Origin of the sequence: Hyphomonas sediminis, from assembly GCF_019679475.1 — a bacterium.
Lineage (GTDB): Bacteria > Pseudomonadota > Alphaproteobacteria > Caulobacterales > Hyphomonadaceae > Hyphomonas > Hyphomonas sediminis.
This window is the reverse complement of record NZ_JAIEZP010000001.1, coordinates 1,938,300-1,958,842: the sequence shown is the minus strand read 5'-3', so window position 1 is coordinate 1,958,842 and position 20,543 is coordinate 1,938,300. Positions and strand designations below refer to the sequence as shown.

Below are 20,543 nucleotides of genomic sequence, written 5' to 3'. Positions count from 1 at the left end.
TTCCCTATCACTGCCTGCTGCAGCGGCCCCACGCAAGGCGCGGGGTCAGCGGCCCTTACCTTCTCCGCGAGGGCTGAAGTCGCGGCTGAGCCGCACGCCAGAGGGCGAAGCCGAGGATCGCAACGCCGGCGGCCATCGCATAGCAGCCCCAGCAGTGCATCGCAGCGAGGGCCATGATGTCGCCGGCCTCAGAACCTGCCGTATGCAGCGGCGCACCGCCACCACACCGCATGGCCAGATAGTCCTGAAGGGTCGCCTGGCGGCCCAGTTCGTTCAGCTCGCTCGTGAACTTTACGGCACCGGTTGCAGCCAGCGCGCTGCCCAGTCCTGCCAGTTTCCACATGGGAGGTCTCCTCTGCTTACACCCCCGGACTAAACAGGTGCGACAGGCAGGCCCATCCGTAGTTCCCCCTATACAGGCCATTGCACCATTCCGGCAGTTACGGCCTACTATCGCCAATTACGATTCAGCACTGAAGGGGGTATTCCCAATGAGTACGCGCGCTGACACATCCAGAGGGGCGGGGCCAGGCTTCAGCATTGGCGCCGTCAGTGCGTTGACGGGCCTTGTGGCCCTCGGCGTCCTGATCATTGCCGGCAACGCAGCCGACCCGATGATGGGTGCCCATGCATGGATTTTCTTTTTCCTCACTGTAGCCGGGCTGATGATCACCGGCCTGTGGGCGGGCAGCCTGAATGGCCGCAATCCGTTCAATCCGGACTTCTACGAAGACACGATCGTGAAGTTCGGTGTGGCGGCAGCCATGTTCTGGGGCATCGCGGGCTTCCTTGTGGGCCTCATCATCGCCCTGCAGCTGGCCTTCCCGAACATCTTTTACTTCCCCGATTTGGGATGGACCAACTTCGGCCGCCTGCGCCCGCTGCACACCTCCGCCGTGATCTTCGCCTTCGGCGGCAACGTGCTGATCGCGACGAGCTTCTACGTGGTGCAGCGCACCTGCCGCACACGGCTGGCCGGGGGCATGTGGCCCTGGTTCGTCTTCTGGGGCTACAACCTCTTCATCGTCATCGCCGGCACGGGATACCTGCTGGGCGTGACCCAATCGAAGGAATATGCCGAGCCTGAATGGTATGCCGACCTGTGGCTGACCATCGTCTGGGTCGTCTATCTCCTCGTCTTCCTCGGCACGCTGTGGAAGCGGAAAGAACCCCACATCTATGTGGCCAACTGGTTCTACCTCTCCTTCATCGTGACGATTGCGATGCTGCACATCGTCAACAACCTCGCTATCCCTGTCTCGCTGTCGAGCTCCAAGAGCTACCAGCTGTTCAGCGGTGTACAGGATGCGCTGACGCAATGGTGGTACGGCCACAACGCCGTGGGCTTCTTCCTCACGACCGGCTTCCTCGCCATCATGTATTACTTCATTCCGAAACAGGTGAACCGGCCGGTCTTTTCCTACCGCCTGTCGATCGTTCACTTCTGGTCGCTGATCTTCATCTACATCTGGGCCGGTCCGCACCACCTGCACTATACCGCCCTTCCGCAATGGGCGCAGACACTGGGCATGACCTTCTCGATCATGCTGTGGATGCCAAGTTGGGGCGGCATGATCAACGGCGTGATGACCCTGTCGGGCGCCTGGGACAAGCTGCGCACGGACCCCATCGTCCGCATGATGATCGTCGCCCTTGCCTTCTACGGCATGTCGACCTTCGAAGGCCCGCTGATGAGCGTTCGCGCCGTCAACTCGCTGTCGCACTACACCGAATGGGGCATCGCCCACGTTCACTCCGGCTCGATGGGCTGGGTCGGGTTCATCAGCTTCGGCGCGCTCTACTGCGTCACGCCCTGGCTGTGGAAACGCAAGGCCCTTTACTCGAAGGCCCTGGTTGAGTGGCACTTCTGGCTCGCGACGCTCGGCATCCTTTTCTACATCGTTGCGATGTATGTTGCCGGCATCACCGAGGGCCTGATGTGGCGCGCCTATAACGAGTTCGGCTTCCTCGAATACTCGTTCATCGAAACCGTCAAAGCCAAGCACGTCATGTACATCATCCGTGCGGGCGGCGGGGCGCTCTACCTGACTGGCGCGTTGCTGATGGCCTACAACCTGGTTCGCACGGCCCTTGGCCATGGCGGAGCCCGCGATGTGGCTGCCAGCGAAGCACCGGCCTCCCCCAAACCCGCCCTTCAGCCTGCTGAATAAGGAGCACTGAACATGGCTATCATGGACAAACACGAGAAACTTGAGCGCCACTCACTGCTTCTCACCATCGGTATCCTCGTGGTCGTCGCCATTGGCGGCCTCGTGGAGATCGCCCCGCTGTTCTATCTCGAAAACACCATCGAGAAGGTTCAGGGGATGCGGCCCTACACGCCGCTGGAGCTGAAGGGGCGCAACGTCTACATCCGCGAGGGCTGCTATGTCTGCCACTCGCAGATGGTGCGCCCCCTGCGCGACGAAGTGGAGCGCTACGGCCACTACTCGCTGGCTGCGGAGAGCATGTATGACCACCCCTTCCAGTGGGGCTCCAAGCGGACCGGGCCGGATCTTGCACGCGTTGGCGGCAAGTATTCGGACGAATGGCACCTGGACCACCTGAAGGACCCCAAATCGGTGGTTCCGGACTCCATCATGCCTCCCTACGCCTTCCTGGCGGAGAAGAAGCTGAAGTTTGACGACATCGAGGACCACCTGAAAGCCCTTCGCATGGCTGGCGTTCCCTATACGGACGACATGATCGCCAATGCAAAGGCCGATCTTGTGGCTCAGGCCTCGCCAAACGCAGACTTTGATGCGGAAGACGCCCTTGTCGCCCGCTACACCGAAGCCTCTGGCCGTGACGGCACAGTGCGCATCTCCGACTTCGACCTCAACCCGGCCGAAGTCACCGAGATGGATGCCCTCATCGCCTACCTGCAGATGACAGGCACGCTCGTCGACTTCTCGACCTACGAAGCCAACGACCTCAGCAACCGGCGCTAAGGAGACAGTGAGATGTATGAAACACTTGCAAGCTTTGCGCAGACCTGGGGCCTCGGCTTTTTCGTGACGATGTTCCTCGTCGCCGTTGCCTATGCCTTATGGCCCAGCAATGGCGCGAAGTTCCGCGCCGCGGCCCACCAACCTCTTGTCGATAAGGACCCGTCAGATGACTGACCACAAACGGGATATTGATGAAGTCTCCGGCGTTGAGACAACGGGGCACAGCTGGGACGGCATCAAGGAGCTGAACAATCCCCTGCCGCGCTGGTGGCTCTATGTATTCTATGGCTCTATCGTATGGGCCATCGGCTACATGATCGTGATGCCCGCGATTCCCGCCCTGCCGGGCATGGGCATGACCAACACGCGGGGCATTGCCGGACATTCCGACCGCGCGGAAGTGGCCAAGGAAGTGGAAAAACTCCACACCGAGCGCGCCGCTGCCGCCAGCCAGCTTGTCGGCGCATCGCTGGAGCAGATCGAGAATGACCTCTCGCTGCAACAGTTCGCCCTCGCCATGGGTGAGAGCGCTTTTGGCGACAACTGTGCGACCTGCCATGGCGCAGGCGGCCGAGGCGCCAAGGGCTATCCGATGCTCGCAGACGATATCTGGCTGTGGGACGGAACGCTGGAAGGCATCGAAACGACGCTTCGCCACGGCATTCGCCACACGGAAGATCCAGATACGCGCCGCAACACCATGCCTGCCTTTGGCCGGGATGGCATGTTGACGCCAAGGGAAATCGACGACCTGGTGGAATATGTGCTCGACCTATCGGGCCGCGAGGCTGACCAGGCCGCAGTCTCCCGCGCTGCACCGATCTATGCGACCCAGTGCGTGACCTGCCATGGCGCGGACGGCAAGGGCAATCGCCAGCTTGGCGCCCCCAACCTGACCGACCATGAATGGCTGTTCGGCGGCGAGCCGCGCGACATCCAGCAGACCATCTACAGTGCACGGAACGCACACATGCCTGCCTGGCAGGGCCGCCTCGATGATCCGACCATCAAGGCCCTGGCGGTTTATGTTCACTCGCTCGGCGGGGGTGAGAAGTGACAAAGGTCACGCTCATCAAAGCGGGTGGTACGGATGCTCCGGCGAAGAAGCCGGAGCATCCCCCCTCCCTCTATGAGAAACGCCACCAGATCTATCCCAAGCTGGCACACGGAAAATTCCGTTCGTTCAAATGGCTGGTGATGGCGGTTACACTCGGCATCTATTACCTGATCCCCTGGATTCGGTGGCCGCGCGGCGAAGGCATTCCCGACCAGGCCGTTCTGGCCGATTTTGCCGGTGAAAAATTCTATTTCTTCTTCTTCGAAATCTGGCCGCAGGAAATCTACTATCTTGGTGGATTGCTGATCCTGGGAGCGCTGGCGCTGTTCCTTGTTACCTCGCTCTTTGGCCGGGTATGGTGCGGTTATACCTGTCCGCAAACGGTCTGGACCGACCTTTACATCTGGGTGGAGCGCGCCTTTGAGGGCGACCGGGCCGCCCGCATGCGGCTCGACAAGAGCCCGATGAGTTTCAACAAGGCCTGGCGCAAGATTGGCAAGCACATCGTCTGGCTGCTGATTGCCTTCCTGACAGGCGGCGCCTTCATTCTCTACTGGCACGACGCCCCGACGATTGCGCGCACCTTCTTTACGGGCGAAGCGCCGCTGACGGCCTATTTCTTTGCCGGCATCCTGACCTTCACGACATACGCCCTCGCCGGAACGATGCGCGAGCAGGTGTGCACCTATCTCTGCCCCTGGCCGCGGATTCAGGGCGCGTTGACGGACGAGCATGCACTCAACGTCACCTACCGCTATGACCGGGGCGAGCCGCGTGGCCCGCACCGCAAGGACCAGAGCTGGGAAGGCCGCGGCGACTGCATCGACTGCAAGCAATGCGTTCAGGTCTGCCCGGTGGGGATCGACATCCGCGACGGCGCGCAGCTGGAATGTATCCACTGCGCCCTCTGCATCGATGCCTGCGACGACATGATGAAGAAGGTTGGCCGACCGACCGGACTGATTGCCTATGACACGGATGTTGCCGTTCAGGCGCGGGCATGCGGGCAGAAACCGCGTTACAAGCTGCTGCGTACGCGCACAGTGCTTTACGCGATCCTGATTGCAGCGATCAGCCTCCTGATGATGTGGGGCTACAGTGCAAAATCCACGTATGAATTCAACGTGTTGAAAGACCGCTCGCCGCCCTTTATCCGCCTGTCAGATGGCCGTATCCGCAATGGTTACACACTGAAACTGGTCAACAAATCTACAGACATTCGTACGGTTGCCGTGTCCGTGGAGGGGCTGCCGGAAGCCGAGTTCGAGATCATCGGCCTTGGCAGCGCGCCGGATGGCGGATCGATGGAGCTGACCGCAGACGCGCACGGTGTTGACCGCTACCGCCTGCTGGTGACCGCGCCGTCTGAAGGCCTCCCCGCCCGCACAACGCTGACCGTACAGATCAAGGATGCAGAGACCGGTGAAATCGCCGAAGCCGACGCGCCCTTCACTTCAGGAGACAGATAATGGCTGCTTCCATGACCCTTGACCGCCCCCCCAAAGGACAGATGAAAGGCTGGCATGCCCTGCTCTGGTTCCTCGGCTTCTTCGGCTTCATGTTTGTCGTGAACGGCATCTTCCTGTGGGCGGCGATTTCGAGCTTCCCCGGCGAAGACGTTGAGAAGTCCTATCTGGCGGGTGTGGACTACAATCACGAGCTGGCACGCCGCGCGGCGCAGCAAGACGCCGGATGGACCGGCGAGATCGGCATCACGCAAGGCGCAGCCGGCAAGGAAGTGCACGCCCGGCTGTTGAAGGCCGATGGCTCGGCGCTGCCAGTGTTTGCAACGACCGCCTTGCTGCGCCACCCGACAGACCGCGCACTGGACCGGGTGGTGGACCTGTCTCCCGCAGGCGGCGGCGAATACCGCGCTGAGATGGGCGACCTGACGCCGGGCCTCTGGACCGTGGTAGTCACGGCCGATGTGGATCCGCAAACTGAGGGCACTGAATTTGAGGCCCGCCGGGAGATCATGGTGCCATGACTGGCCTCTCCCTTGATGCCAATGGATGCCCGAGCGGCCTTGCGCCGCCGAGCGGAGACGCCGCCTCCGACCCGTCCGCTTTCGTCCGCAAGGTAGGCAAGCAGAGCCGCCTTTCGCTGACGGTGCGCGGGGCAAAGTGCGGTGGCTGCCTCTCGCGGATCGAGGGCGCCGTGGGGGAATTGCCCGGCATCGAGACAGCAAGGCTGAACCTGTCGAGCGGACGGCTGGACGTTGCCTGGTCGGGCAATCTTGATCCGCGCCGCATTGCCGAAGCGGTCAGCACGCTTGGCTATGGCGTCGCCCCGCTCGACACGGCAAGCGATGACGACGCCCACAAGAAAGAAGAACGCTCGCTGCTGCTGGCGATGGGCGTCGCCGGATTTGCGACGGCAAACATCATGCTGCTGTCGGTCTCCGTCTGGGGCGGGCATGGCGAGATGGGCGAGGCAACACGGCAAGGCCTGCATGCGCTGTCTGGCGTGATCGCGCTGCCGACGCTGCTCTATGCAGGACGGCCCTTCTTTGCCTCGGCGTGGAATGTGCTGAAGAAGCGGCGCACCAATATGGATGTGCCGATTTCGCTGGCGCTGATCCTTGCTTTCTCCGTGAGCGTTGCCGAGACAATCCGGGGCGGCGAACATGCTTACTTCGATGCCGCCTGCATGCTGCTGTTCTTCCTGCTGATCGGGCGGTTCCTGGATGCGCGTGTGCGTCGGCGGGCCTGGTCTGCCGCGCGCGACCTGGCAGCGCTGGCGAGCCGGACGGTGACGCGGCTCAGCGCAGACGGCACGCCGCAATCGGTGCGCTCCGAAGAGATCCGCCCCGGCGACCGCATCCTGCTGGCACCGGGCGAGCGGGCCGTGGTCGACATGGTGATCGAGCAAGGCGAGTCGGAAGTGGACGAGAGCCTTGTAACCGGCGAAAGCCTGCCGCGCTGGAGCGGCGCGGGCATGAAGCTGATGGCGGGGGCGATCAACCTTTCCCAACCGCTGACAGGCCGGGCCACGGCGGCGGCGGCAGACTCGCTGCTCTCGGAAATCAGCCAGATGTTGTCGGCGGGCGAGCAGAAACGCTCGACCTATCGTCAGATCGCGGACAAGGCCGTTTCGCTCTATGTGCCGCTGGTGCATTCGACGGCGCTGCTGACCTTCCTTGGCTGGTGGCTCATCGGCGGGCTGGGCCTGCGGGAATCCATCCTGATTGCCGTCTCCACGCTGATCATCACCTGCCCCTGCGCGCTGGCACTGGCGGCGCCGGTGGTTCAGGTGGTCGCGGCCGGGCGCCTGTTCAAAGGCGGGGCGTATCTCAAATCCGGCGACGCGCTGGAGCGGATTGCAGCTTGCGATCATATCATCTTCGACAAGACCGGCACGCTGACACTGGGCACGCCGCGCTTTGTTTCGACGGGCATTCCGGCAGACCTCCTGAATGACGCCGCGCAGCTGGCCCGCGCCAGCCGGCATCCGCTTTCCCGCGCGCTGACGGCAGCCGCTGGCGCCGGGCCGCTGGCCAAGGACGTGAAGGAACATCCCGGCCTCGGCCTGGAGGGCGAAGTAAACGGCGCGCCCTGCCGACTTGGCTCGGCAGAATGGACGGGCGCCGTCGCAGGCGGACATTCGGGCGCCTCGCTCTTCTTTGCGCGCGGCGATGAAGCGCCAGTGGAGCTGCGCTTCGAGGACGACATCCAGGGCGACGCCTCCGGCGTGATCGGGAAGCTCAGCGCGATGGGCATGACGATGGAAATCGTCTCCGGCGACCGCGCAGAAGCCGTCAGCGATGTGGCGCAGAAGCTGGGCATTACCCAGTGGACAGCCGGCGCAAAGCCGCAGGACAAGGTGCGCCGGCTGGAAGAATTGCAGGGCGCAGGCCGCAAGGTGCTGATGATCGGCGATGGCCTCAATGATGCAGGCGCGCTGGCGCTGGCCCATGCCTCAGCCGCGCCGGGCGGCGCGCTGGATGTGAGCCAGTCAGCCTCCGATGCCGTTTATTCCGGCGGCCTGGCGCCCCTGCCCCGGCTGGTAAAAACGGCGCGGACGGCAAAGGCCGTGATGTTGCAGAATTTCGGCTTTGCAGCGGCGTATAATCTAGTGGCGGTTCCGATCGCGATCCTTGGCCATGCAACACCGCTGGTGGCGGCGATTGCGATGTCCGGCTCTTCGCTGGTCGTTTGCCTCAACGCCCTTCGGATCAATCTGAATACGGAGAAACAAGCATGAGCGGACTTCTCTTCCTGATCCCTATCGCTTTGTTCATGGGCGGCCTTGGGCTGGTGGCCTTTCTCTGGGCCGTCCGCAGCGGACAGTTCGACGATCCCGATGGGGCGGCGCAGCGCATCCTGATCTCACCGGACCAGCCCCTGCCGGACCGCAAGACCGCGCAGGAGTAGCGGGCAGCAGCAGCGTCCGGAACGCACGCTTTGGGGCGTGGCCGGCGGGGTGCGCGCTTCGGTTTGGTGGAGTTTCAGGACGTGTCGGGGGCGTACCCGCTGATCCTTCGACTTCGCTCAGGATGAGCTTCGGGAGGTGGGGTGTTTGAGGCGTCCCAAAAACGACAGGAAAACGCCATCGGGGCTTGGGCGAGGTTCGTCGGGAGATCGGATTCCCAGACAGGATCGTTCCAATGGGCTTTGACGAGCGCAGGCTTTTTATAAGCGCGCCAGTGGTCGCCGACGCTGACGATGTGGATGCGGCCCCATTTGGTGACGGCGATGAGAAGCGTGCGAAGCTCCACATCCTGCCGTTTGAAGATCGCGCGCAGTTGCAGCCAGAGATATGGCCAGAAGACTGGCAATACGTGGGCGTAGAGGCGGGCGATCTGGGGTGTCATCCCTTGCAGTATAAGTCAGCCTGCGGAGGGGGTGGATACGATTGCGGGTTGTGGTGTGGGGACGGGCGATGGGGGGTGGATAGGGGTGCCCGCTCTATCCTTCGACTTCGCTCAGGATGAGCTTCGTTGGGGCGTCGCTTTTTGGGCGTCTTCCCGGAATTTGCGGAGCGAATGTCCGGGATCCAGGGGGGGAAGGCTGGGTCCCGGTCTTCGCTTGCAGCGAAACCGGGATGACGGGCTGAGAGGGTGGGAGGCCCTCACCCCGGCCCTCTCCCGGAGGGAGAAGGGGCGGGTTGTGTCTGGGGGCGTCGTTGTGGGTACAAACCGTGTCAGACAGTGACTTTTTGGGACTTTTCGGGGACGGATTGGATCACTTTGGGGACAAAAAAGTACGGCGCGGAACAGGGGGGTGACTGTTCCGCGCCGTGGGTGGCTCTGGTGAGGGCAACCAGAGCTATTCAGCCCAGCCGCCGCCCATCGCCATGAAGAGGTTGATCTCGGCGCTGGCCTTGGCCGCCTCAGACTGGGCGAGCGAGGTGCGCGTCTCGATCAGGGTACGCTCGGCATCGAGGACGGAGAGGAAGTTGTCCGTACCGATACGGTAGCGCGTTCTGGCAAGCTCGGCAGCTTCCTCGGCGGCGCGCAGGGAGGCTTCGAGCGCGGCGTAACGCTCTTTCTCTGCCGCATAGTTGGTGAGGGCGACTTCAGCTTCTTCCAATGCCGTGAGGAAGGTTTCGTCGAAGTTCGCCAGGGCAACGTCAACGCCGGCTTCGGCAGCTTTCAGCTGCGCGCGCGAAGCCGTGATGTTCGGGAAGTTCCAGCTGATGAGCGGGCCGATGCCGAAGCTGACGCCATCATTGCTGAACATGTCCTGCGTACCGCCCAGCGAGGCGGTGCTGACAGAGCCACCGATGCGAACCGAAGGATAAAGGTTGGCGGTGGCAATCCCGACCCGGGCGGCCGCCCCGGCAAGTTGACGTTCCGCCTGGCGCACATCCGGACGGCGCGCAATCAGACTTGCGCTTTCCCCGGCTGGGAGGAGCGAGACGAGCTGCGGCATGCTCTCACATGCGGGGACCGCTTGACTCATCTCTTTCGGGGTCTGGCCAGTCAGGCGGGCCAGGCGGAACAAGGCGGCGTCACGGGCGGCGCGCACGGACGGAATGTCGGCTTCGGCGCGGCGGAGCGCGGCCTCGGCCTGCACGACATCCAGACGGATGCCGCGGCCCGCATCGAACAGGGTGCGCGTCAGGCCAAGGGTATCTTCCTGAAGCTTGTAGTTCGACTGGGCGGTTTCGAGCTGGATATTGCCGGCGCAATAATCGATCCAGGCGCGGGCGGTTTCACCCGCAACCATGAGCGAGGCCGACTGGTAGGCCGCTTCTGCGGCGGCGGCATCCTGGCGGGCCGCTTCGACGGAGGAACTGACGCGGCCGAAGATGTCCACCTCATAGGCTGTTTCAAAGCCGAGGGAATAGACATCGGTTTCCACGTCGCCCGGCGCAAAGCTCGGATCACGGACATATTGGCCGCCCGCCGTCGCCGTCGTGGACGGCAGGAGCGCGGCGCGCGCCTCCGTCAGCCCGGCGCGGACCTGTTCCAGATTGGCCGCGGCCCCGGCGAGGCTGCGGTTGTTGGACAGCGCCGTCTCGACAAGGGCGTCGAGATCCGGGCTGTTATAGAGGCGCCACCAGTCTTTCGGGACAGCGGCCTGCGCCACGCCGGCAGCTTCAGCGGAGGCCAGCTGGCCTTCAGCGCGCGATGGGAGCGCGCTTTCCGGCGCAGACGGCGCGGTGGCACAGGCGCTGAGCGCGAGGGCGGCAACGGCTGTCAGGGTAGTGACTTTGAGTTTGGTCATGCCTGGCCTCCTTCGACCGGCGTGGGAGTATGATCATCATGATCGCGGTTTGATCCGGGCAGCAGCTTCGAGACCATCCGTCCAATGACATAGAATACGGGCGTGAAGATGAGGCCGAAGACCGTTACGCCGATCATGCCGGAGAACACGGTGATACCGATGGATTGGCGCATTTCCGCCCCTGCCCCGGTGGCGAATGCCAGCGGCATCACCCCGAAGATGAAGGCGAAGGATGTCATCAGGATCGGACGCAGGCGCAGGCGGGCACTGGCGACAGCAGCTTCACGCGGCGTGACGCCATGATTTTCTTCCTGCTGCTTGGCAAACTCGACCAGGAGGATCGCGTTCTTGGCCGCAAGGGCGACAAGGACGATGAGACCGACCTGGGCCAGGATATCGTTGGCCATGCCCGCGATGTTGATGCCGATGGTGGCCGCGAGGATACACATCGGGACGATGAAGATAACCGCAAACGGCAGGGTGAAGGCTTCGTACTGCGCCGCGAGGACGAGGAAGACGAAGATAACCGCCATCACGAAGATCATCGTGGAGGAGTTGCCGACGGCTTTTTCCTGATAGGCCATCTCGGTCCACTCATAGCTGATGCCATCGGGCAGCACCTGCGCCGCAATCTCTTCCATAGCCGCCAGCGAGTCGCCTGTGGAAACACCGGCAGGCGTCTGGCCGCTGAGCTCGATGGCCGGGAAGTTGTTGTGGCGCACCATGCGAACCGGGCCGGAGCCGTCGATAATCTGGGCGACGGCCGAGATCGGCACCATCTGGCCAGTGGACGAGCGGACCTGGAACTGGCCGATATTGGCGGCCGTTTCGCGGAACGGTGCATCTGCCTGGGCGGTGACGCGGAACGTCCGCCCAAGGAAGTTGAAGTCGTTCACATAGGTCGAACCGAGGTTTGTGCCGAGGGTGGCGTAAACATCGGAAGGCTCAACGCCGAGCAGCAGGGCGCGGTCGCGGTCCACCTCCACCCGCACTGTGGGCGAGTTGGTGTTGAAGGTGGTATAGACGCTGGTGACGCGCGGTTCCTGAGCGGCAGCGCCCATCATCGCGAAGGTCGCGTTCTGGAGCGCCTCGGTGCCGAGGCCCGCACGGTCCTGGATCATCATCTTGAAGCCGCCACCTGCCCCCATGCCCTGCACAGCGGGCGGCGCAATGATGAAGGCGTTGCCTTCCGGGAGCCCTGCCATGAAATGACCCGTGAGACGCTGGGAAATCGCAGCGGCGGTGAGATCGTCCCGGCCTTTGCGATCTTCGAAGTCAGCAAGGCGGATGAACATGGTGCCGGCATTCGACGCAGACGAGAAGCTGGAGCCGTCCATACCGACCATGGCGGCTACGCCCTGGATGCCTTCAGACCCCATCAGCTCGTCAACGATGCCGAGCATCACGGTGTTGGTACGGTCAAGCGAGGCGCCTGCGGGAAGCTGGACAACGCCGATGAGGAAGCCCTGGTCCTGCTCCGGGATGAAGCCCGTGGGCGTGGACGAGAGCCGCCAGCCGGTGGTGGCCAGGAGGCCCGCATAGACGATCATCACGATCACCAGCATACGGACGAGCTTGGACACGACCGTGCCGTAGGTGTTCGACAGCCAGTCGAAGCCGCTATTGAAGGCATTACCGGCCATACGCAGCGGCGCGAAGAGCGGGTTGCCCTTCTTGTGGCCGTGTTCTTCGTGCGGCTTCAGCAGCAGCGCGCAGAGGGCCGGCGACAGGGTGAGTGAAACCAGCAGCGAGATGACGGCGGCCGAGGCGATGGCAACGGCGAACTGCTCGTAGAAGATGCCGGGAATGCCGCCCATGAAGAGCGTCGGCACGAACACCGAGACGAGCACCAGGTTCATCGCAATCAGGGCGCCGCCAACTTCGTTCATCGAGGTGATGGCCGCCTGCATGGGGCTTTTCCCCTCGCGGATGGATCGCTCGACGTTTTCCACGACGACGATGGCGTCATCGACCACGATGCCGACGGCGAGCACGAGGGCAAACAGCGACAGCGAGTTGATCGAATAGCCAAGCGCCAGCTGGACGGCGAACACACCGATGATCGAGACCGGGATCGCAAGGATCGGGATGAGCGCCGCACGCCAGGTCTGGAGGAAGACCAGGATGACGATCATCACGAGGAAGACGGCCTCAATGAGAGCGTGCTCCACAGCCGACACGGAGGCTTCCACGAACTCCGTGGGGTTATAGGGGATCATATATTCGAGACCGGCCGGGAATTCCTGCGCGGCAAGCTCCATCTCGGCCAGCACTTCCTCTGCAGCCTCGAGCGCGTTGGAGCCGGGCAGCTGGGAGATGGCGAGGCCAAGGCCGGGCTGGCCATCGAAATAGGATCGCATGAGATAGGTCTCGGCGCCGATATCGACCCGCGCGACATCACGCAGGCGGACGACGGAGCCATCGGCATCCCGGCGGATGACAACATCGCCAAATTCGGACGGCTCGATCAGGCGACCACGCACCTGGACCGGAATCTGGAACGGCGCTGCGCCCGTTTCAGCGAAGGGCGGCTGGCCGAGCGTACCGCCGGCAGCCTGAATGTTCTGGGCGCGGAGGGCGGCCACGATGTCAGCCGAGGTCAGGTTAAGCGCTGCGGCGCGCTCCGGATTGATCCAGATGCGCATCGAATAGTTGCCGCCGCCGAATACTTCGACACCGCCAACCCCGTTGATACGCAACAGCCGGTCCTTGATGTTGGAGGCGGCATAGTTGGCCACATAGTCCTGATCCAGCTGGCCGCCGGGCGATGTGAGCGCGACAAGCAGGAGGAAGCCGGACGCTTGCTGGTTCACCGAAACGCCCGTCTGGCGCACCTGCTCTGGCAGGCGCGGCTCAGCGCGGGCGACGCGGTTCTGGACCTGAACCTGGGCGGTATCAAGATCCGTACCCGGCTCAAAGGTGACGGTCAGCTGCACAACGCCGTCGGCGGTGGACGAGGATGTCATGTAAATCATCCCTTCCACACCGTTGATTTCCTGCTCCAGCGGCGCAGCGACCTGGTTGGCAAGATCCTCGGCAGAAGCGCCGGGATAGCTGGCGACGACCATCACAGTCGGCGGAGCAATTTCAGGATACTGGGCAAGCGGCAGACGCGGGAACGCGAACGCACCGAGCAGTGTTATGACAACAGAAATCACTGCGGCGAAGATGGGTCGCCGGATAAAGAAGTGAGAGAGGCGCATGGGAAACTTGTCTCTGGGAGGAAGAGAAAGGGTATGATCAGGCAGCAGGCGCTGCCGCCGCGTGTCAGTTCACGCGGCGGGCGCTCATGGCCGGACGGCTCTGGACCGTTGCCGGATCTTCGGGGGCAGCTTCATAGTCAAGCTGGACAGCAACAGGGTTGACCGACACACCCGGACGGGCACGGAGCAGACCGTTGACGATCACCCGGTCGTTGGCTTCGATGCCACCGGAGATCACCTGCATGTTGCCGCTGAGCGGACCAAGCTGAACGGTTGCGACTTCGACTTCGTTCTGCTCGTTGACGAGAAACAGGGTGCGGCGGGCGCCGTCTGTCTGGATAGCCGTTTGCGGCACCATCAGCGCGTTGTAAGGCGCCGAACCATTCATACGGACTTCGCCGGTCATGCCCGGACGGATGAGACCGTCTTCGTTTTCGATGAGGGCACGCACGCGGATCGAGCCGGTGGTGTCGCCCATGCGGTTGTCGGCGAAGACCACTTCCCCAGGACGTGTGAAGGAAGTTTCGTCCTGTAGGCGGGCCTCCGCCTTCACCGCACCTTCAGACTGCTCGGCACGCATGAAGCGCAGATAGTCAGACTCCGAGACGTTGAAGGTGAAATAGAGCTCATCATCGCGCACGATGGTGGTCAGGATATCGCCCGCCGAGTTGCCACCGGTAACGAGGTTGCCGGGGTCCACATTGCGGGCCGAGACGCGGCCATCGATCGGCGCTGTGACGCGCGTGAAGCTGAGATCCAGACGGGCAGCATCGACGCCGGCCTGAGCCGAAGCGACGGTTGCCTGCGCGCTGGCCAGGCGGGTGCGGTTCTGTTCGAGTTCCTCAACCGAGATGGCGCCGGATTCGCGCAACTTCTCGGACCGCTCAAGATCGGACTGGGCCTGGGAAAGCTCGGCACGCGCCTGAGCCAAACCGGCTTCGGCCTGCGCCAACGAGGCACGGAACGGGCGGTCATCCAGGGTGAAGAGCAACTCTCCGGCCTTCACCCGGCTGCCGTCTTCGAAATTGACGGATTTGACGTATCCGCTGACGCGGGCACGTACTTCTACGCGCTCCACAGACTCGAATCTGCCAGTATAACCGTTCCAGTCAGAGACTTCGGCCGAGAGGGGGACGGCGACTTCAACTTGTGGCGGGGGAGGACCGCCTTGCTCTTGTGCCTGAGGGGCGCTGCAAGCCCCAAGCACAAATGCCGTCGCCAAAATGGAAACGGTACCAAAATTGCGCAAGCGCATTATATTTTCCTTCACAAACAAGGCGAAACGGTGGATTTTCCGCCATAAGTCATCAGCTGTTGACCCGCATATGACGTTGGGGGAGCCCTAAGTCAACAGGTGATGACAAATTAATTTCTATGGGGTAGGGAAACGTATGAAATGTAATCAGCCAATTCGGCGCAGGGACGCCGCCGCAACCAAATCGGCCATTCTTTGCGCGGCGCGCACCCTGTTTGCCCGCGACAGCTACGAGAATGTCGGCATCCGGGAGATTGCCTCCCTGGCCGGCTCTGACGCCGCCCTGGTTTCCCGCTATTTCGGCTCGAAAGAGGAGCTGTTCACGGCGGTTCTCAGCTCCGGAGAGCGCGGCGTGGACGTGATTGGCACTGAGCTGGAAGGCCTGCCGGAACGAGTTGGCGAACTGATGTTCGATCCCGATGATGAGGGAAAGTCCATGGAGGATATCCTCATCATGCTGCATTCGGGGAATTCACCAATTGCCGGCCCGATTGTGCGCGCCTCCATTGACGAACGGTTTCACGATCCGTTTGCCAGCGTAATCGGAGGGGAAAGCGCCAAAGAACGTTCCCAGCTTTTTGGCTCGATCCTGCTCGGCCTGTCGATCAGCCAGCAAATTTCGGGGGACATCACGGACTGCCCGGAACTGCGCGAGAAGCTGAAGCGCCGGCTGGCCGACATCATCCGCAAAGCCATCGCGCCGCTCTGACGCCCTGCCCCGCCAAGTCCGCGAGACCGCCGGCTCGGCGACTGGCGAAAAGCATGCCGAACGCCGCCATCGGCAACGGGATACCCACAAAGCAGCAGCCAAGAAAAAGGGCGGCCATCAAGGCCGCCCTTCCTGCACCAGTCCGATGCGGGGCCTCCTAGTGGAGATCGAACCGGTCTGCGTTCATCACCTTGGTCCAGGCAGCGACGAAGTCCTTCACGAACTTCTCTTTCGCATCGTCCTGGGCGTAGACCTCGGCATAGGCCCGAAGGATGGAGTTGGACCCGAAGACGAGGTCAGCGCGGGTTGCGGTGAACTTCGTCTGGCCCGACTTGCGGTCCACGATATCGTAAGTGTTCGAGCCTTTCGGAACCCAGCGATACGACATGTCCGTCAGGTTGACGAAGAAATCGTTCGTGAGGGCGCCGACACGATCCGTGAACACACCATGTTTGGTGCCGCCATGGTTCGTGCCCATGACGCGCATGCCGCCGAGAAGGACCGTCATCTCAGAGCCGGTGAGCCCCATGAGCTGCGCGCGATCAAGGAGGAGCTCCTCCGGTTTCACGACATAGTCTTTCTTCAGCCAGTTGCGGAAACCATCCGCCAGCGGCTCAAGCACGCTGAACGAATCCGCATCGGTTTGCGCGTCGCTGGCGTCACCGCGGCCCGGCGAGAACGGCGCTGTGACCGAAACGCCGGCTGCCTTGGCAGCCTGCTCAACACCTACATTGCCAGCCAGGACGATCACATCCGCAAGGCTGGCGCCGCTTTCCTTCGCGATGGGCTCGAGCACTGAGAGCACTTTCTGGAGGCGGGCGGGCTCGTTGCCCTCCCAATCCTTCTGCGGCGCAAGACGGATGCGGGCACCATTGGCACCGCCGCGCATGTCAGAGCCGCGATAGGTGCGGGCGCTGTCCCAGGCGGTGGAGACCATATCGGCCAGCGAGAGGCCGGAGGCGGCGATCTTCGCCTTGACGGCAGAGACATCGTAGGAGGTGCTGCCAGCGGGAACGGGGTCCTGCCAGACCAACTCTTCCTTCGGCGCATCCGGGCCAATGTAACGCACGCGCGGACCAAGGTCGCGGTGGGTCAGCTTGAACCAGGCACGGCCGAAGCAGTCGTCGAAATAAGCCGGGTCTGCCATGAACTTCTGACAAATAGCGTTGTAGGCGGGGTCCACCTTCATCGCCATGTCGGCATCCGTCATCATCGGCATGACACGCTTGGAAGAGTCGGTCGGATCGACCGGCATGTCTTCTTCCTTGATGTTGATCGGGCGCCACTGGCCGGCGCCAGCCGGGCTCTTCGTCAGCTCCCACTCATACCCGAACAGGAGCTTGAAGTAGCCCATGTCCCATTTGGTCGGATGGGTCGTCCAGGCGCCTTCGATACCGGACGTGACGGCATTGGTCGCCTTGCCACCCATGTTGGGGTTCAGCCAGCCGAAGCCTTGCGCTTCGAGGTCGTTGCCTTCCGGCGCGGCGCTGAGGGCGCCAGCGTCGCCATTACCGTGGGCCTTGCCGACGGTGTGGCCACCGCAGGTGAGCGCGGCGGTTTCTTCGTCATCCATTGCCATACGGGCGAAGGTCTCGCGGACCTGGGCGGCGGTCTTCATCGGATCGGACTTGCCGTTCACGCCTTCCGGGTTGACGTAGATGAGGCCCATCTGCACGGCGGCAAGCGGGTTTTCCATCGTCTCGGGATTGGACACATCGCCATAGCGCGAGTCAGATGGCGCGAGCCATTCCTTCTCAGCGCCCCAGTAAACGTCTTTCTCCGGCCCCCAGATGTCTTCGCGGCCGAAGGAGAAGCCGAAGGTCTTCAGACCCATCGACTCATATGCCATCGTGCCGGCGAGGAGGATCAGGTCGGCCCAGGAGATCTTGTTTCCGTATTTCTTCTTGATCGGCCACAACAGGCGGCGAGCCTTGTCGAGGTTGCCGTTATCCGGCCAGGAGTTCAGCGGGGCGAAACGGATATTTCCCGAGCCGCCACCACCGCGGCCATCGGCGAGACGGTAGGAGCCCGCCGAGTGCCAGGCGAGGCGGATCATCAGGCCGCCGTAATGGCCATAGTCTGCCGGCCACCATTCCTGACTGTCCGTCATCAGGGCGAGCATGTCTTTCTTGAGCGCTTCGAAATCGAGCGTCTTGACCGCTTCACGATAGTTGAAGTCCTTGCCCAGCGGGCTGGTCTTGGTGTCGTGCTGGTGAAGGATGTCGAGGTTCAGAGTCTCCGGCCACCAGGCCGTGTTGGACTCTCCGGCCACCGTGATTGCGCCATGCATCACTGGGCACTTCGTTGTCTGGTCCATGTTGTCTCCCAATCTTCGAGTTGCTGCGTGTATTTCTAACTCTATCGCTGCACGTTCCCCCACGATGCGACATAGATCAAATCAATTATCGCCCACCATCATATAGATATTGCCACTACCAGCCCCAATAAGTGTCATAGTTGTTGCGCAGAGCCGGATGCCCGGCGCGACACCCATCAGGGAATGAGGACGGCCTTCACACACTCGCCATGATGTTGAGCGGCAATCGCCTGGTTGATTTCGCTGAGACGGTATTTCCTGACCAGCTTGTCGAATGGGAGACGGCCCGCCTTGAAGTGTTCGATCAGCTCCGGAATGAACTCGTCGGGATCGGAATCGCCTTCGATGATACCCTTGATGGACTGGCCGAAGGTCATCACCGTGTTCACATCACCCGGCAGAAGCGTGCCCGGCGCGCTGACCCCGACGAGGCCCAGCGTTGCCTTCGAACCGAGGCAGGCAAGCGCCGCAGCCTGAACGGCGGGGATGCCGGTCGTGTCCAGCGCGTTATCGACACCAGCGGGAACAATCGCGCGGACGGCAGCGGCGACATCGCCAGCGGCCGGATCAATGCAATGAGTGGCGCCAAGCTCCATGGCGAGCTGGCGGCGGGATTCCATCGGCTCGACCAGGATGATCGTGGCGCAGCCCTGGATCTTTGCGCCCATAACTGCGCTGAGCCCGACTGAGCCGCCGCCCGTGACCAGAAAGGCAGAGCCTTTCTTCGCCGCGAGGGAACGTATGACAGCGCCAGCGCCCGTCTGGATGCCGCACCCGAGCGGGCCCATGATCTCTACGGGCAGCGACGGATCGACCTTCACCACGTTGCGTTCGTAAGTGATGGCATGGCCAGCAAAGGTGGACTGGCCGAAGAAATTGGACGCGACGGGGCCGGCTTCGTTACGCAGCGCGGAGGTGCCGTCCGTGCGGGCGCCGGTATAGTTGAGCAGCGGCATGGTCCGGCAGTAAGCGGCGTCGCCATCCGCGCACCGGTCGCAGGCGCCGCAGGAGCGGAAAGTGATGAGGACACTGTCGCCCGGGGAAACCTTGGTTACCTCCGCGCCGACAGCCTCGACCACGCCGGAGCCTTCATGACCAAAGACGGCTGGAAACGGATAGGGCGCCGCACCTGAACTGAAAACGAGATCAGTGTGGCAAAGACCTACACCCAGCACGCGGACGAGAATTTCGTCGGGTCGCGGCGCCTCGATCTCCACTGTTTCAAAGCTGAATCCCGGCTTGCCCGCATAAGCAACCGCAGCATCTGTCTTCATGATTCTCTCCCATGCCGGGCATCGCCCGGACCATCGCTGAGCGGGACGCTAGGCGCCGGCCAGACAAGCGTCAACCAGATCATCTTCCTTACCGTAGACGGAGCAAACTGCCTTTGCGTCAACGCCGGGCGAAGGCAACCGAATTCAGGCGTCGAACCATCGGTGGGCGATCGCCTGAACCATACGCCGTTACGATAAGGTGGTGCAGTTCCTTGCGGGCCTTTCGCAGATTGAAGGCAGGCTCAATCAGCGACTGGGCAGACAAGCCAATCAGCTGCGTGCCGATCAGCTGGGCCGCCATCTCGGCACTTGTATCGGACCGGATTGAACCATCCTCTCGACCGAGCTTCACCAGACGCGTAATTTCCGCAGCGGATCGTTTGTGAGACGCCACGAACTGATCGCGCATTTCCGACATCGCCGCGATGGCCTCACTCATCAGGACAAAATAGGCACGCATGTCTGCCGTCTTCTCAACAGCGGCAATGTGCACATCGCAGTAGAGCAGAAGCGCATCGAGGCCGGAAAGGTGTTCCGCATCCTGGCTACGCCGGCGCTCTGTCATGACGACATGAAGATGCTCGATGACTGCTTCCAGCAATCCGCCCTTTGAACCGAACTTCTGGAAAGCCAGGTTGCGACTGTAGCCAGCCTTTTCGCCAATATTATCGAATGTTAGCGCCGAAACGCCCTGCTCCGAAGCGATGTCGAGACAAGCCTGAATCAGCTTGTCGGACGACTGCTTGCGCCGTTCGTGTTGCTTCATGTCCTCCCCCGAGGATCAGGTGCAGCTGTTTCGCCACCCTGCTATTTTATGTACGCCTATACATTACTGATGACACTTTCATGCCGCGTGTCAAATGTTCCCATGAGGCAGCATCCGCATGCGCCGCCGCAGATACCGGCGAACGCGCACTCACCCAAAATTTTGCTGCAGATGCACAATGCCCGCCCCAAATGAACTGGCCGCCGCGAAGCGCCGACGCGCGCCTCCTGACAAACAAAAAGAATCGCCCGCCCCATATCGGCACAACACGGCGTCAGCCTGGGCACATTTCACCCCAAAGTTCCGGCACACATCGAGACATGAATTTTCCGTAACCGGA

17 protein-coding genes are annotated in these 20,543 nt (G+C 62.4%); 9 read left to right on the top strand and 8 right to left on the bottom strand.

Annotated elements, in window-relative coordinates; translation table 11 throughout:
- Positions 1 to 55: 55 nt before the first annotated feature.
- Entirely contained in the window at positions 56 to 343 is a 288-nt protein-coding gene (locus K1X12_RS09850; protein WP_220987427.1) for a hypothetical protein, read from the bottom strand.
- A 148-nt stretch (positions 344 to 491) separates the two neighbouring features.
- On the opposite strand from K1X12_RS09850, the gene ccoN reads away from it, so the two are divergent.
- The 8 genes from ccoN to ccoS are packed head-to-tail and all read left to right on the top strand — an operon-like array spanning position 492 to position 8,381.
- Positions 492 to 2,171 (top strand): cytochrome-c oxidase, cbb3-type subunit I, encoded by a 1,680-nt coding sequence (ccoN, locus tag K1X12_RS09845; protein ID WP_220987426.1) that lies wholly within the window; start codon positions 492 to 494, stop codon positions 2,169 to 2,171.
- A 12-nt stretch (positions 2,172 to 2,183) separates the two neighbouring features.
- The gene (gene ccoO / locus K1X12_RS09840) at positions 2,184 to 2,951 is read left to right on the top strand and encodes a cytochrome-c oxidase, cbb3-type subunit II (RefSeq protein ID WP_220987425.1); all 768 of its coding nucleotides are present in this window, start codon (positions 2,184 to 2,186) and stop codon (positions 2,949 to 2,951) included.
- Between the two features lie 12 nt (positions 2,952 to 2,963).
- Complete coding sequence (locus tag K1X12_RS09835) at positions 2,964 to 3,125, top strand: cbb3-type cytochrome c oxidase subunit 3 (protein ID WP_220987424.1); 162 nt, start codon at positions 2,964 to 2,966, stop codon at positions 3,123 to 3,125.
- Positions 3,118 to 4,008: a cytochrome-c oxidase, cbb3-type subunit III gene (ccoP, locus tag K1X12_RS09830; RefSeq protein WP_220987423.1), complete on the top strand. Its 891-nt coding sequence runs from the start codon at positions 3,118 to 3,120 to the stop codon at positions 4,006 to 4,008. Before K1X12_RS09835 ends, ccoP begins: the two co-directional genes overlap by 8 nt.
- The gene (gene ccoG / locus K1X12_RS09825; RefSeq protein ID WP_439649724.1) at positions 4,005 to 5,477 is read left to right on the top strand and encodes a cytochrome c oxidase accessory protein CcoG; all 1,473 of its coding nucleotides are present in this window, start codon (positions 4,005 to 4,007) and stop codon (positions 5,475 to 5,477) included. Before ccoP ends, ccoG begins: the two co-directional genes overlap by 4 nt.
- Entirely contained in the window at positions 5,477 to 5,995 is a 519-nt protein-coding gene (locus K1X12_RS09820) for a FixH family protein (RefSeq protein WP_220987422.1), read from the top strand. The genes ccoG and K1X12_RS09820 overlap by 1 nt, the downstream gene beginning before the upstream one ends.
- Complete coding sequence (locus tag K1X12_RS09815; RefSeq protein ID WP_220987421.1) at positions 5,992 to 8,211, top strand: heavy metal translocating P-type ATPase; 2,220 nt, start codon at positions 5,992 to 5,994, stop codon at positions 8,209 to 8,211. Before K1X12_RS09820 ends, K1X12_RS09815 begins: the two co-directional genes overlap by 4 nt.
- Positions 8,208 to 8,381, top strand: coding sequence for a cbb3-type cytochrome oxidase assembly protein CcoS (gene ccoS / locus K1X12_RS09810; RefSeq protein WP_220987420.1), 174 nt, complete (start codon positions 8,208 to 8,210; stop codon positions 8,379 to 8,381). Before K1X12_RS09815 ends, ccoS begins: the two co-directional genes overlap by 4 nt.
- A gap of 74 nt (positions 8,382 to 8,455) precedes the next feature.
- On the opposite strand, the gene K1X12_RS09805 is transcribed toward ccoS, so the two are convergent.
- The 4 genes from K1X12_RS09805 to K1X12_RS09790 form a co-directional block, all read right to left on the bottom strand.
- Positions 8,456 to 8,821 carry a hypothetical protein gene (locus tag K1X12_RS09805; protein WP_220987419.1) on the bottom strand — a complete coding sequence of 122 codons (366 nt, stop codon included), beginning with the start codon at positions 8,819 to 8,821 and terminating at the stop codon, positions 8,456 to 8,458.
- 454 nt (positions 8,822 to 9,275) lie between these two features.
- Positions 9,276 to 10,679: an efflux transporter outer membrane subunit gene (locus K1X12_RS09800; protein ID WP_220987418.1), complete on the bottom strand. Its 1,404-nt coding sequence runs from the start codon at positions 10,677 to 10,679 to the stop codon at positions 9,276 to 9,278.
- Entirely contained in the window at positions 10,676 to 13,882 is a 3,207-nt protein-coding gene (locus tag K1X12_RS09795) for an efflux RND transporter permease subunit (RefSeq protein ID WP_220987417.1), read from the bottom strand. Before K1X12_RS09795 ends, K1X12_RS09800 begins: the two co-directional genes overlap by 4 nt.
- A 64-nt stretch (positions 13,883 to 13,946) precedes the next feature.
- Entirely contained in the window at positions 13,947 to 15,137 is a 1,191-nt protein-coding gene (locus tag K1X12_RS09790) for an efflux RND transporter periplasmic adaptor subunit (protein WP_220987416.1), read from the bottom strand.
- 136 nt (positions 15,138 to 15,273) lie between these two features.
- On the opposite strand from K1X12_RS09790, the gene K1X12_RS09785 reads away from it, so the two are divergent.
- A complete protein-coding gene (locus tag K1X12_RS09785; protein WP_220987415.1) occupies positions 15,274 to 15,846 on the top strand; it encodes a TetR/AcrR family transcriptional regulator in 573 nt (190 codons plus the stop codon).
- A 157-nt stretch (positions 15,847 to 16,003) separates the two neighbouring features.
- Here the strand turns inward: K1X12_RS09785 and katG are convergent, their stop codons facing one another.
- The 3 genes from katG to K1X12_RS09770 form a co-directional block, all read right to left on the bottom strand.
- Positions 16,004 to 18,163 (bottom strand): catalase/peroxidase HPI, encoded by a 2,160-nt coding sequence (gene katG / locus K1X12_RS09780; protein WP_220987414.1) that lies wholly within the window; start codon positions 18,161 to 18,163, stop codon positions 16,004 to 16,006.
- Between the two features lie 176 nt (positions 18,164 to 18,339).
- The gene (locus K1X12_RS09775; RefSeq protein WP_220987413.1) at positions 18,340 to 19,437 is read right to left on the bottom strand and encodes an NAD(P)-dependent alcohol dehydrogenase; all 1,098 of its coding nucleotides are present in this window, start codon (positions 19,435 to 19,437) and stop codon (positions 18,340 to 18,342) included.
- A gap of 118 nt (positions 19,438 to 19,555) precedes the next feature.
- Positions 19,556 to 20,203, bottom strand: a complete 648-nt coding sequence (locus tag K1X12_RS09770) for a TetR/AcrR family transcriptional regulator (RefSeq protein ID WP_220987412.1) — start codon at positions 20,201 to 20,203, stop codon at positions 19,556 to 19,558.
- Positions 20,204 to 20,543 lie beyond the last annotated feature (340 nt).